The sequence below is a fragment of the Pseudomonas sp. FW305-7 genome, from assembly GCF_058786735.1.
Genome location: NZ_JBYSZA010000014.1, coordinates 54,484 through 68,073 on the forward strand (window position 1 = coordinate 54,484; position 13,590 = coordinate 68,073).

Annotated in this window: 12 protein-coding genes; 7 read left to right on the forward strand and 5 right to left on the reverse strand. The window is 60.6% G+C overall.

Translation table 11 applies throughout. The annotated features are described in order from the left end of the window. The first annotated feature begins 57 nt into the window (after positions 1-57). The 5 genes from AC3WMT_RS17560 (at position 58) to AC3WMT_RS17580 (ending at position 6,349) form a co-directional block, all read left to right on the forward strand. Entirely contained in the window at positions 58-1,293 is a 1,236-nt protein-coding gene (locus AC3WMT_RS17560; protein ID WP_103305882.1) for a 3-methyl-2-oxobutanoate dehydrogenase (2-methylpropanoyl-transferring) subunit alpha, read from the forward strand. A gap of 1 nt (position 1,294) precedes the next feature. Next, complete coding sequence (locus AC3WMT_RS17565) at positions 1,295-2,353, forward strand: alpha-ketoacid dehydrogenase subunit beta (RefSeq protein ID WP_003224000.1); 1,059 nt, start codon at positions 1,295-1,297, stop codon at positions 2,351-2,353. Then, positions 2,354-3,631 carry a dihydrolipoamide acetyltransferase family protein gene (locus AC3WMT_RS17570; RefSeq protein ID WP_103305881.1) on the forward strand — a complete coding sequence of 426 codons (1,278 nt, stop codon included), beginning with the start codon at positions 2,354-2,356 and terminating at the stop codon, positions 3,629-3,631. Positions 3,632-3,638: 7 nt separating this feature from the next. Further along, complete coding sequence (gene lpdA, locus AC3WMT_RS17575) at positions 3,639-5,012, forward strand: dihydrolipoyl dehydrogenase (protein WP_103305880.1); 1,374 nt, start codon at positions 3,639-3,641, stop codon at positions 5,010-5,012. Positions 5,013-5,329: 317 nt separating this feature from the next. Next, entirely contained in the window at positions 5,330-6,349 is a 1,020-nt protein-coding gene (locus tag AC3WMT_RS17580) for a branched-chain amino acid aminotransferase (protein ID WP_024013350.1), read from the forward strand. 54 nt (positions 6,350-6,403) lie between these two features. On the opposite strand, the gene AC3WMT_RS17585 is transcribed toward AC3WMT_RS17580, so the two are convergent. Next, positions 6,404-7,282, reverse strand: a complete 879-nt coding sequence (locus tag AC3WMT_RS17585; RefSeq protein ID WP_103305879.1) for a LysR substrate-binding domain-containing protein — start codon at positions 7,280-7,282, stop codon at positions 6,404-6,406. A gap of 105 nt (positions 7,283-7,387) precedes the next feature. Here AC3WMT_RS17585 and AC3WMT_RS17590 point away from each other — a divergent pair, with 105 nt between their 5' ends. Next, positions 7,388-7,996, forward strand: a complete 609-nt coding sequence (locus tag AC3WMT_RS17590) for a LysE family translocator (RefSeq protein ID WP_103305878.1) — start codon at positions 7,388-7,390, stop codon at positions 7,994-7,996. A gap of 19 nt (positions 7,997-8,015) precedes the next feature. On the opposite strand, the gene AC3WMT_RS17595 is transcribed toward AC3WMT_RS17590, so the two are convergent. The 3 genes from AC3WMT_RS17595 to AC3WMT_RS17605 all read right to left on the reverse strand — a co-directional run bounded on the left by AC3WMT_RS17595 (position 8,016) and on the right by AC3WMT_RS17605 (position 10,916). Then, entirely contained in the window at positions 8,016-8,837 is an 822-nt protein-coding gene (locus tag AC3WMT_RS17595) for a TIGR03915 family putative DNA repair protein (protein ID WP_103305877.1), read from the reverse strand. After that, positions 8,834-10,054, reverse strand: a complete 1,221-nt coding sequence (locus AC3WMT_RS17600; protein ID WP_103305876.1) for a putative DNA modification/repair radical SAM protein — start codon at positions 10,052-10,054, stop codon at positions 8,834-8,836. The genes AC3WMT_RS17595 and AC3WMT_RS17600 overlap by 4 nt, the downstream gene beginning before the upstream one ends. A 106-nt stretch (positions 10,055-10,160) precedes the next feature. Further along, a complete protein-coding gene (locus tag AC3WMT_RS17605) occupies positions 10,161-10,916 on the reverse strand; it encodes an ArsR/SmtB family transcription factor (RefSeq protein ID WP_103305875.1) in 756 nt (251 codons plus the stop codon). A 79-nt stretch (positions 10,917-10,995) separates the two neighbouring features. Here AC3WMT_RS17605 and AC3WMT_RS17610 point away from each other — a divergent pair, with 79 nt between their 5' ends. Continuing rightward, positions 10,996-12,105, forward strand: coding sequence for a cytochrome P450 (locus AC3WMT_RS17610; RefSeq protein ID WP_103305874.1), 1,110 nt, complete (start codon positions 10,996-10,998; stop codon positions 12,103-12,105). A 105-nt stretch (positions 12,106-12,210) separates the two neighbouring features. Here AC3WMT_RS17610 and AC3WMT_RS17615 read toward each other — a convergent pair whose 3' ends face one another. After that, positions 12,211-13,479, reverse strand: a complete 1,269-nt coding sequence (locus tag AC3WMT_RS17615; protein ID WP_371919325.1) for an Nramp family divalent metal transporter — start codon at positions 13,477-13,479, stop codon at positions 12,211-12,213. Positions 13,480-13,590 lie beyond the last annotated feature (111 nt).

Consider the following 13,590-nt stretch of genomic DNA (forward strand, 5'->3'; position numbering starts at 1 on the left):
ACCCAAGAATGATTGCCAGCTCACTACAAGAAATTCACAAGATCGAGCGTAGAAGCCATGACCCAAGCGTATGAACCGCTGCGTCTGCACGTTCCCGAACCATCGGGCCGTCCAGGCTGCAAAACCGACTTCTCCTACCTGCATCTGACCGATGCCGGCACGGTGCGCAAACCTCCCATCGACGTAGAACCTGCCGACACTGCCGACCTCGCCCGTGGCCTGATCCGTGTGCTCGACGATCAGGGCAATGCCCTCGGCCCATGGGCCGAAAACGTACCGGTCGAGATCCTCCGCAAAGGCATGCGCGCCATGCTCAAGACGCGGATCTACGACAACCGCATGGTGGTCGCCCAGCGTCAGAAAAAAATGTCGTTCTACATGCAGAGCCTTGGCGAAGAAGCCATCGGCAGCGCCCAGGCATTGGCCTTGAACATCGACGACATGTGCTTCCCGACCTACCGTCAGCAAAGCATCCTGATGGCCCGCGATGTGCCCCTGGTCGACCTGATCTGCCAACTGCTGTCCAACGAGCGCGATCCGCTCAAGGGCCGCCAGTTGCCGATCATGTACTCGGTCAAGGACGCCGGTTTCTTCACCATTTCCGGCAACCTTGCCACCCAGTTCATCCAGGCCGTCGGTTGGGGCATGGCCTCGGCGATCAAGGGCGACACCAAAATCGCCTCGGCGTGGATCGGTGACGGCGCCACCGCCGAATCGGACTTCCACACCGCCCTTACCTTCGCTCACGTCTACCGTGCGCCGGTCATCCTCAACGTGGTCAACAACCAGTGGGCGATTTCGACCTTCCAGGCGATTGCCGGTGGTGAAGCCACCACGTTTGCCGGACGCGGCGTTGGTTGCGGCATCGCCTCGCTGCGGGTTGATGGCAACGACTTCTATGCTGTTTACGCGGCATCTGCCTGGGCTGCCGAACGCGCCCGCCGCAACCTCGGCCCGACCATGATCGAATGGGTCACCTACCGCGCCGGCCCGCATTCGACCTCCGACGACCCATCCAAATACCGTCCCGCCGATGACTGGAGCCACTTCCCTCTGGGCGACCCGATCGCCCGCCTGAAGCAGCACCTGATCAAGGTCGGCCACTGGTCGGAAGAAGAGCACAGTGCCGTCAGCGCCGAACTCGAAGCCGAAGTGATTGCCGCACAGAAACAGGCCGAACAGTACGGCACCCTCGCCGGCGGCCAGATTCCAAGCGCCGCGACCATGTTCGAAGACGTCTACAAAGAGATGCCGGAGCACTTGAAGCGCCAGCGTCAGCAGTTGGGGATCTGACATGAACGATCACAACAACAATATTCAGTTGGAAACCGCCATGACCACGACCACCATGACCATGATCCAGGCCCTGCGCTCGGCCATGGATGTGATGCTTGAGCGTGACGACAATGTGGTGGTGTTCGGTCAGGACGTCGGTTACTTCGGCGGCGTGTTCCGTTGCACCGAAGGTCTGCAAACCAAGTACGGCACCTCGCGGGTGTTCGACGCACCGATCTCCGAGAGCGGCATCGTCGGCGTTGCCGTCGGCATGGGCGCTTATGGTCTGCGCCCGGTAGCGGAAATCCAGTTCGCCGACTACGTTTACCCTGCTTCCGACCAGATCATTTCCGAAGCCGCCCGCCTGCGTTATCGCTCGGCCGGCGAATTCACCGCTCCGATGACCCTGCGCATGCCCTGCGGTGGCGGCATCTATGGTGGCCAGACCCACAGCCAGAGCATCGAGGCGATGTTCACTCAGGTCTGTGGCCTGCGCACCGTCATGCCCTCCAACCCGTACGACGCTAAAGGCCTGCTGATCGCCTCCATCGAAAACGATGACCCGGTGATCTTTCTTGAGCCGAAACGTCTGTACAACGGTCCGTTTGACGGCCACCACGACCGCCCGGTAACCCCGTGGTCGAAACACCCGCAAGCCCAGGTCCCGGATGGTTACTACACCGTGCCGCTGGACGTCGCGGCGATCACCCGTCCGGGTAAAGACGTGACCGTGCTGACTTACGGCACCACCGTGTACGTCTCGCAAGTTGCCGCCGAAGAGTCCGGCGTCGATGCCGAAGTCATCGACCTGCGCAGCCTGTGGCCGCTGGATCTGGAAACCATCGTCAAATCGGTGAAGAAAACCGGCCGTTGCGTGGTCGTTCACGAAGCCACCCGCACCTGCGGTTTCGGCGCCGAACTGGTGTCGCTGGTGCAAGAGCATTGCTTCCATCACCTGGAAGCGCCGATCGAACGCGTCACCGGTTGGGACACCCCCTACCCGCACGCGCAAGAGTGGGCGTATTTCCCTGGGCCGTCCCGAGTGGGCGCGGCGTTGAAACGGGTCATGGAGGTCTGAATGGGCACGCACGTTATCAAGATGCCGGACATCGGCGAAGGCATCGCAGAAGTGGAACTGTCGCAGTGGCACGTCAAGGTTGGCGATCTGGTCGTCGAAGATCAGGTCCTGGCGGACGTAATGACGGATAAGGCGATGGTCGATATTCCGTCGCCCGTGCACGGTAAAGTCATTGCCCTCGGCGGTCAGCCGGGCGAAGTGATGGCGGTCGGCAGTGTACTGATCAGTATTGAAGTGGAAGGCGCGGGCAATCTGAAGGAGTCCGACAAACCGGCTCCAGTTGCGGCGAAAGAACCTGTTGCACCGAAAGTCGAAACCGTCGTCGAGAACAAACCTGCTCCAGCAGCCGCACCGCGTCCGGCTGCTGTTTGCCAAGGTCCGATGGTGGCTCGCGAAGCGGACGAACGCCCATTGGCCTCGCCGGCAGTGCGCAAACATGCGCTGGATCTGGGTATCCAATTGCGTCTGGTCCGTGGTTCCGGCCCGGCCGGTCGCGTGCTGCACGAAGACCTCGACGCCTATCTGGCGCAAGGTCAGTCGAATGCATCGGCACCTGCATCTGCCGCTTACGCCCAGCGCAACGATGAAGAACAGATCCAAGTGATCGGCATGCGCCGCAAGATCGCCCAACGCATGCAGGACGCCACCCAGCGTGCAGCACACTTCAGCTACGTCGAAGAAATCGACGTCACCGCGATCGAAGAACTGCGCGCGCACCTCAACGAAAAACACGGCGTCAGCCGTGGCAAGTTGACCTTGTTGCCGTTCCTCGTACGTGCATTGGTCGTTGCCCTGCGTGACTGCCCGCAAATGAACGCTCGCTACGACGACGAAGCCCAGGTCATCACCCGCCTCGGCGCGGTGCATGTTGGCGTCGCTACACAAAGCGATGTCGGCCTGATGGTGCCGGTGGTGCGTCACGCCGAGGCGCGCAGCCTGTGGGACAACGCGGCGGAGATCTCGCGTCTGGCCAATGCCGCACGCAATGGCAAGGCCAGCCGTGATGAACTGTCGGGCTCGACCATCACCCTCACCAGCCTCGGTGCACTGGGCGGCATCGTCAGCACGCCGGTGCTGAACCTGCCGGAAGTGGCGATCGTCGGCGTGAACAAAATCGTCGAACGCCCGATGGTCGTCAAAGGCCAGGTGGTGATTCGCAAGATGATGAACCTCTCCAGCTCCTTCGATCACCGGGTGGTCGACGGCATGGACGCGGCGCTGTTCATTCAGGCCATTCGCGGTTTGCTCGAACAACCCGCCACTTTGTTTGTGGAGTAAGGCACCCATGCAATCATTGAACACCACGCTGCTGATCATCGGCGGCGGCCCCGGCGGTTACGTCACAGCTATTCGCGCCGGACAACTGGGCATTTCGACGATTCTGGTCGAAGGCCAATCGCTGGGTGGCACTTGCCTGAACATCGGCTGCATTCCGTCGAAAGCGCTGATTCATGTGGCCGAGCAGTTTCACCAGACTCAACACCACAACCAGCATTCAGCGCTGGGTATCAGTGTTTCTGAGCCGACGCTCGACATTACTAAAAGCGTTGAATGGAAGGATGGCATTGTTGATCGCCTGACTACTGGCGTCGCCGCACTGCTGAAAAAGAACAAAGTCCAGGTCATCAATGGCTGGGCCAAAATTATCGATGGCAAAACCGTCGAAGTCGGCGACACCCGCATCCAGTGCGAGCATCTGGTGCTGGCCACCGGGTCCACCAGCGTCAACCTGCCGATCCTGCCGATTGGCGGGCCGATCATCTCCTCCACCGAAGCACTGGCACCGAAGTCGGTACCCAAACGCCTGGTGGTGGTCGGCGGTGGTTATATCGGTCTGGAGTTGGGCATTGCCTATCGCAAGCTGGGTGCCGAGGTCAGTGTGGTCGAGGCCCAGGATCGCATCCTGCCGGCCTATGACGCGGAACTGACACAACCGGTGCATGACGCGCTGAAGCAACTGGGTGTAAAGCTGTATCTCAAGCACAGCGTTTTAGGCTTCGACGGCACGTTGCAAGTGCGCGATCCGAATGGCGACACTTTGAATCTGGAAACCGATCAGGTGCTGGTGGCCGTCGGGCGCAAACCGAATACTCAAGGCTGGAACCTCGAAACGCTGAATCTTGAGATGAACGGCTCGGCAATCAAGATCGACAGCCGCTGCCAGACCAGCATGCGCAACGTCTACGCCATTGGCGATCTGAGCGGCGAGACGATGCTGGCCCACCGCGCCATGGCTCAAGGCGAAATGGTTGCCGAGTTGATCAGCGGCAAAACCCGCGAATTCAATCCGACCGCCATTGCCGCCGTGTGCTTCACCGATCCGGAACTGGTGGTGGTCGGCAAGACTCCGGACGAGGCCAAGGCTGCCGGACTGGACTGTATCGTTTCCAGTTTCCCGTTCGCCGCCAATGGCCGGGCGATGACCCTGGAATCGAAAAGCGGTTTCGTGCGGGTGGTCGCTCGTCGCGACAATCATCTGGTTGTCGGCTGGCAAGCGGTGGGCGTTGGGGTTTCGGAATTGTCCACGGCGTTTGCGCAAAGCCTGGAAATGGGTGCGCGACTGGAAGACATCGGCGGCACCATTCATGCGCATCCAACCTTGGGCGAAGCGGTGCAGGAAGCGGCGCTGCGTGCTCTGGGGCATGCGCTGCACCTGTGACACAAAAACCTGTGGCGAGGGAGCTTGCTCCCGCTGGGCTGCGAAGCGGCCCCAAACCCCGCCACCACCGTGCATCTGATGCACCGCAGTGTCCGGTTTTGCCAGTGCTGCGCACTGGAGCGGGAGCAAGCTCCCTCGCCACAAAAGAGCTGGGGCATGCAGGAATGATGGGGATTTAGTAAGCAAGCTAATATTTTTGCCAATCCCTCCATCGTCCGGGCTGCGAAACCGCGCAAGAATGAAGTATTGTTGTGCCCATCCAAAAAACGTCAGAAGCCTTGAACCGTTTCGACGGTTGTTCAGTGATAGAGGGTGTCATGGGTAACGAAAGCATCAATTGGGACAAGCTGGGTTTTGACTACATCAAGACCGACAAACGCTATCTGTCGTACTTTCGCGATGGCGAGTGGGACAAAGGCACCCTGACCGAAGATAACGTGCTGCACATCAGCGAAGGCTCGACTGCCCTTCACTATGGCCAGCAATGCTTCGAAGGCATGAAGGCCTATCGTTGCAAGGACGGCTCGATCAACCTGTTCCGCCCAGACCAGAACGCCCTGCGCATGCAACGCAGCTGTGCGCGTCTGCTGATGCCGACGGTCGACACCGAGCAGTTCATCGAAGCTTGTAAAGCCGTGGTTCGTGCCAACGAGCGCTTCATTCCGCCCTACGGCACCGGCGGCGCGCTGTACCTGCGTCCGTTCGTGATCGGCGTGGGTGACAACATCGGCGTGCGCACCGCTCCCGAGTTCATCTTCTCGATCTTCTGCATTCCGGTCGGCGCCTACTTCAAGGGTGGCCTGACTCCGCACAACTTCCAGATTTCCAGCTACGACCGCGCGGCCCCGCAAGGCACCGGCGCAGCCAAGGTCGGTGGCAACTACGCCGCCAGCCTGATGCCGGGCTCGAAAGCGAAAAAAGCCAACTTCGCCGACGCGATCTATCTCGATCCGATGACCCACACCAAAATCGAGGAAGTGGGTTCGGCCAATTTCTTCGGGATCACCCACGACAACAAGTTCGTCACCCCGAACTCGCCGTCGGTACTGCCGGGTATCACCCGTCTGTCGCTGATTGAACTGGCGAAATCACGTCTGGGCCTGGAAGTGGTTGAAGGTGACGTGCTGATCGACAAACTGTCGGACTTCAAAGAAGCGGGCGCCTGCGGTACCGCTGCGGTCATCACCCCGATCGGCGGTATCAGCTACAACGATCACCTGCACGTTTTCCACAGCGAAACCGAAGTCGGCCCTGTTACCCAGAAGCTCTACAAAGAGCTGACTGGCGTGCAGACCGGCGACATCGAAGCGCCAGCGGGCTGGATCGTCAAGGTTTGATCTGACGACTGCTGATGCACAAAAGCCCCCATCGAGTGATCGCTGGGGGCTTTTTCATGGCCGCTGTTTGTGCAACCACTCGATGAACACGTTGCTGTACGCAGACGCTTGCGGCGCCACACCGTAGTAATAGCGCGGCAGTGGCATGCGCAAGTCCGGCAATGGGCAGATCAACCGACCGCTCGACAAATGCGTGCCAAGCAATGTGGTCGGACACAGCGCCAGCCCCTCGCCCGCCACCGCCGCCTCCAGCACCCGGTGCATGTAATCGAATTGCCGGATCACCTGCGTGGTGCTTTGACTTTGCTCGAAGTGCATGGCCCAGTGGTGCCAGTCCTCACGACGCGCCCTGACGGTCAACAAGGTATGCGCGCTGAGGCCTGCGAGGTTCGCCAGCGGCAGTCGCTCAATCAATCCAGGCGCCGCGACCAGAACCAACTCATCCTCGAACAATGCGTGCGCCTCGAGCGCCGGTGCCCAGTCGTCGCGGCCACGACGGATGACAATGTCGAAATCTTCGCGAGCCGGATCCGGCGATTGCGTCTGCGTGACGACCTGGGCGTCGATATGCGGATGCTGCGCCGCGAAGTCCGCCAACCGAGGCGTCAGCCATAACAGCGCAAAGGACGGCCGGACATTGATCTTGATCGTCGGTCGCGCCGCCTGCTGTCTTAACTCGGCAGCGGCGTCGGCAATCTGCCCCAGACCAGCGCTGACTTGCTGATAAAAACGCTGACCGGCCGGCGTCAGCAGCGACTGCCTGACACGCCGTTCAAACAGCAGAACACCCAAGTGTTCTTCCAGCAGTTTGACGTGGCGGCTGACCGCACTGTGACTGACATGCAGTTCTTCGGCCGCCAGGCTGAAGCTCTGGTGACGCGCGGCCACAGCGAAGGCACGAACCGCGTTTAGCGGGGGAAGTGGATTTTTCATGCGTCTAATTTAGTTACATGTAGGCTGCATTTAAAGCGTTTGTCAGCATTTTGTCGTCACGCCAATCTGCCTACACGCAGACACGCGATTCGACGGAGCACCACCATGCACAGCTACGGACTCTTTGTCCTGTTCGCCACCCTGACCATCCTAAGCCCCGGTCCGGGTGTGATCCTGACGCTTTCCAATGCCGTGCGCCTGGGCTGGACCGGCGCAGTGCCGGGGATTCTGGGGATCGCCTCGGGGGCTTTTGTGGTTGCTGCTCTCAGTGCCACCAGCCTCGGCCTGATCCTCAGCGCCTCGGCGACGGCCTTCAGTGTGCTGAAATACGCTGGGGCTGCCTACCTGTTGTACCTCGGTTTCAAGAGCTGGCGTTCGGACCGTTTTCGTACCCTGCAAGCGGTTCGCCCTTCTCGTGCGGGCTACCGCTTTCTGGAAGCAGCGTCTTTGCAGTTTCTCAATCCCAAAGCCATCTTCTTCTTTCTGGCGGTGTTCCCGCAGTTCATCGACACGGAACAGGCCTTTTACCCGCAATTCTTCAAACTGGTGACTTCTTACGCGGTACTGGTGATTGTGGTGCATGGCAGCTACGCCCTGCTTGCCAATGCCGCCAAAGGTTGGCTGTCGAGCCCGAAAGGATCGTGGCTCGCGGCGAAAGTCTCGGGCGTGACCTTTGCCGGTTTTGGTCTGCTGATGGCTTCTGGAACTCGCTGAGCTGACGACTGCCCCCAGGCTATTTCAATGCGATGCGCTTGCCCGCTCGCGAGGCGATTCCGCTGGCCTGCCCGTTCTGTTGCTTGCCCATCCGCGCCTGGGTGATCAATCCGGGAATCAACTCGCCCTCCGGCAGGTTCTTCCAGAACCGCACCGGCAGATGCCCCTGCATGACCTTCGGGTTCAACCGCGCCGGGTTGAAGATGTGGCTGTAATAGGTCAACCACAATTCGCCGTGGGGATCGTCGACGTTCTGCGCCATTTGCTGCCATTCAACCGGGCATTGGCGCTGATGAATCAGTTGTTCGCCATCGTAGTAAACGCCATCGCGTGGTGTCGCAATCAGCCAGCGGTGCCGTCCCATACGTGCAACGAAATGCTCACTGGCGCTGTGCAGGATGTCGTGAGCAGGTTCGTGCCAGGCGACATATTGTGGGCCTGGTAAATCTTTCGGGCGTTCGATGAAACGCACGAACGCATGCAAATGATGGGCTTCACGGCTCACTTGCTTGATCCGTCTCTGCAACTCGCTACCGAGTTTGTCGCCGGCCATCATCGCCGTACGATCACCGTGGCTGACTCGCCATAGCACTTCATACAGCAGGCTCCAGCGTTGATCGCCCCGGTATTGCGCGACCTGTTCCAGTGTGTCGAGCAGCGTACGCGGAATCCGTGCCTGAAATGGCCCCTGGCCCTCAGGCACGTGATCATCACTGGCAAACAGATCGGCCACGCCTTCCGAGGCCCAACTCACCACGCTCGGATCGATTTCATGACTGAGCAGCCAGCGCGCCTGCTGGCGCCAGGTGTCGAACAGGTCATCGCAATCGAGATTGATCATCCCCACAACCCCATCTGCTGCGGCATTGGCCGGTCGCGCAATTGCTGATAGAGCAAGTGACTGGTGACCTCGCCCTGCTGCGGGTGGTAATCGCTGGTGATCATGAACGGCTTGGCCTTGGCCAGCACGCAGCGCATGCGCGCCACATCCTCGTAGCGGATCCGCCGCTGACGACGCAACTCCACCAGCCGTTCGGTGGTGCGCAGGCCAATGCCGGGAATGCGTGCGATCAACGCAGGCTCGGCACGATTCAGGTCCAGTGGGAACACCTCGCGGTTCTGCAACGCCCACGCCAGTTTCGGATCGATGTCCAACGCAAGATTACCCGGACCGTCGAGCAACTCCCCGGCGCTGTAGCCGTAGCTGCGCAAGAGAAAATCGGCCTGATACAAGCGATGCTCGCGCATCAATGGCGGCGCGGCCAGCGGCACGCTTTTCGGGCTGTCGGGGATCGGACTGAACGCCGAGTAATAAACCCGGCGCAGACGGAAGTTGCCGTATAGAGCCTGAGCGCCGTGAAGAATTGTGCTGTCGTCCGTGTCATCGGCGCCGACAATCAACTGCGTGCTCTGCCCCGCCGGAGCAAATTTTGGCGCGCGAGGTTCGTTGAGTACAGTCTGCTCACCGGTGTAGATGGTTTGCATCGCCTGCTTGATCGAGCCGATGTTTTTCTCCGGCGCCAGGGTTTGCAGGCTGGCATCGGTGGGCAATTCGATATTGACGCTCAAGCGATCGGCGTAGCGCCCGGCCTCGGCGATCAGCGCTGGGTCGGCATCGGGAATGGTCTTGAGATGAATGTACCCGCGAAATTCGTGCTCTTCACGCAGCAGCTTTGCCACGCGGACAAGCTGCTCCATGGTGTAGTCCGCCGAGCGGATGATGCCGGAACTGAGAAACAGCCCGCTGACGCAGTTGCGCCGGTAGAAATCCATGGTCAGTGCCACGACTTCTTCGGGCGTGAAGCGAGCACGGGGTACATCGCTGGAACGGCGATTGACGCAGTATTGGCAGTCGTAGAGACAGAAATTGGTCAGCAGAATTTTCAACAGCGAGACACAGCGCCCGTCCGGCGTGTAGCTGTGGCAAATGCCCATGCCATCGGTCGAGCCCAGGCCGCTCTTGCCTTCGGAACTGCGCTTGGGCGCACCGCTGCTCGCGCAGGAGGCGTCGTACTTGGCGGCGTCGGCGAGGATGCTGAGCTTGTCGATGATTTGCATGGCTACGACTCAATACTGGTTATGCGTACAGTATCGAGTCTGATGAGTGAGTTCAAGGTGCAAGACCAGATCAAAAGATCACAGCCTTCAGCAGCACCTACACGATTCAGGTATATGCAGTCCCTGCAGCAGCTGCCGCAGGTTGCGATCTTTTGATCTTCGCCTCGACCGGCAACTCGACACCGAATCGCGCGCGGATTTCCCTGCGCCCCACCGCCGTCAGCGCCAACGCCCGACTGTCCAGATCCTGTGTCAGCCATTTGCGCTTCAACGCCATCTGCAACACCGCAGCCCCCAGCGAACCCCCGAGATGCGGCCGGCGCATGCTCCAGTCCAGACATGGGCAGGCGAATTTGCGACGCATCGTCGACAGATCGCCGACCTCAATACCCAACCCGGCAAACAACCCTGCGCCACTGGCGCTCAAGCGATACGCCTGCTCATCGGTTGCCACCAGCCACCCCGCGTCAATAAAGCGGTCATGCAGCAGCACCGCCAGCGTCCCGGCCATGTGGTCGTAACAGGTGCGAGCAAATTGCAGGCGATCCGGCGTGTGCGGCTTGAAGGCCGGCGTGGCGTTCTGGCCGATCACCATCAACGCTTCCAGCGCTTGGGCGACACGTTTGTCGGCCAAGCTGTAATAACGGTGGCGACCCTGGACATGCAGACGCACCAGCGCCAGCTCCTTGAGTTTGGCCAAGTGCGCGCTGGCGGTGGACGCGCCAACTTCAGCGATGGCCGCCAACTCGGTGGCAGTGCGGGCGTGGCCGTCCATCAACGAGCAGAGGATTTTCGTGCGCGCCGGCTCGGCGATGGCGGCGGCCACCTGCGAGACGCCGATGTCTTGATGTTCTGCATGCATGGTTCGCTCCCGGACGAATCATCGCCGTTAAGGAGTGGAGATAGTAGCAACACTTTTCCCCACGACAAGGCTGCGAACCATGGACCCGATCATCGCTGCGACTCATGCCGATCCTTATCCCTACTACGCCTCACTGCACGCCGAAGGTGGGCTGACGTTTCATCCTGGCCTGAAATTGTGGGTCGCCAGCAGCGCTCGCGCGGTTTGCGCCGTACTGGCACATGCCGAGTGCCGGGTGCGTCCGGCGCTGGAACCCGTGCCCAAAGCGATCGTCGAGGGCATGGCCGGCAATGTCTTCGGCCAGTTAATGCGGATGAACGACGGCGAACGCCAGCGCTGCCCGCGTTCGGCCTTCGAGCCTGCTTTGGAGTGGATCGATCACGACGAGGTCCGCGCAAGAGTGAGCGCACGCCTGATCAGCACAGACGCCGACGGTCTCTACAAAGCCATGTTCCGTGGCCCGGTGTGCGTGGTCGCGGCATTACTCGGCTTCAACCCGGCGCAGGGTCGGGCAATCAGTGACCTGACTGCCGACTTCGCCGCCTGTCTGTCGCCGTTGAGCAATGACCTGCAACTGGCGGCGGCCCACCGCGCAGCGGAACAGCTACGCGGTTACTTCATCGAGTTGCTGGCCGAATCTGAAGGGCACAGCGCTTTGCTCGCGCGAATCCGGCAACGCTTCAATGGCGATGAAGAAACCCTGATCGCCAACCTGATCGGCCTCTGCTCGCAGACGTTTGAAGCCACCGCCGGACTGATCGGCAATGCGCTGGTGGCGTTGCGGCGCAATCCTCAGCTATGCACTTACCCCGTCGAAGCCCTGCTGAGCGAAGTCCAGCGCTTCGACCCTTCAGTACAGAACACCCGGCGCTTTGTCGCGGCGCCCTGCGAAATCGATGGCGTGCGCATGGAGGCTGGCGCTGTGATTCTGGTGCTGTTGGCCTCGGCCAATCGCGATCCGGCGCTGAACGAAAACCCTGACCTGTTTCTGCCGGATCGAGCAAACCGCCGCAGTTTCAGTTTTGGCAGCGGTCGGCATCAGTGTCCGGGGCAAGCGTTGGCGATGGGCATTGCCAGTGCGACGCTGAGGCAGATTCTCGATCATGGCGTGGAAGTGGATCGCCTGAGCTGGCATTACCGGCCTTCGCTCAATGGGCGTATTCCATTGTTCGGTTCTTTCGGCGCCTGAACGGACGTCTTCGCGAGCAAGCTCGCCCCCACAGGGAATTGCATTCCAGAGGTGGGAGTGGGCTTGCTCACGAAGACGTCAGGTCAGTCACCACACAATTGACGGTCAGACCGCCAATTGCAGAATCAACCAGCTATTGGCCCCGCTGATCAGCACAAATAACCCCCACGCCAGCACCCGGGTCGGCCAGCGGTTCACAAACGGCCCCATGAGCTGCTTGTCATTGGTCATGCGGATCAAGGGGTACAAGGCAAACGGCAGTTGCAGGCTCAACACCACCTGGCTCATCACCAGCAACTTGCCCACCGCGTTATCGCCCATCAGCCACACACCGATAAACGCCGGGATCAACGCCAGGCCTCGGGTGATCAGGCGCCGTTGCCAGCAGGGAATCCGCAGGTTCAGATAGCCCTCCATGATCACCTGCCCGGCGATGGTGCCGGTGAAGGTCGAACTCTGGCCGGACGCGAGCAGCGCCACGCCAAACAACACACTGGCGAGCGCGCCGCCAACCAACGGATCGAGCAAGTGATAGGCATCCTGAATGTCCACCACGTCGGTGTGCCCGGACTGGTGAAACGCCGCTGCGGCGAGAATCAGGATCGCCGCGTTGACCAGCAGCGCCAGCGCCAGCGAGCCAATCGTGTCGATGCGTGCCAGTTTTACCGCGTCCTGTTTGCTCGCCAGATCCTTGCCGATCATCCGCGTCTGCACGATGGAGGTATGCAGATAGAGGTTATGCGGCATCACCGTGGCGCCGAGAATGCCGATCGCCAGGTACAACGGCGCTGCATCGCTGATGGCCGACAAGGACGGTTTGAAACCCTGAAAGACATCCGGCCAGTACGGTTTGATCAGCACCAGTTCAACGAAGAAACACACACCAATGGTGGCGACCAGCACCAGCATGATCGCTTCCAGTCGGCGGAATCCACGGTTCTGCAAGGCCAGGACCAACAGCGTATCGAACGCGGTCAGGGCAATGCCGAAGGTCAGCGAACAACCGAGCAGCAAATGAAACGCCAGCGCGCAGCCGAGGACTTCGGCGAGGTCGGTGGCGATGATCGAGATCTCCGCCAACACCCATTGCAGGCGCGCCGTCGGCGTGCTGTAGCGCTCGCGGGACAATTGCGCCAGATCGCGCCCGGTGGCGATACCCAGCCGCGAACACAGGCACTGCACGACCATGCCCGCCAGACTCGCCAGCAACACCACGAACAGCAGGCTGTAGCCAAAGCGCGATCCGGCTTCGATGGCCGTCGCCCAGTTGCCCGGATCCATATAGCCGATCGACACCAGCAAACCGGGGCCGGCGAAGCGCAGCACCCGCTTGAAAAACGCGGCATTGGGATCAACCGTGACGCTGCCGGCCACTTCCGGCGGGCAAAACGGCGCGGTGGCGATTTTGGGCAAACTGAATTTCACGCACACATCCAGAAACAAGTCGAAAGACGCAGCTTAGACGTTTCGGGCTGCGCCATGAAG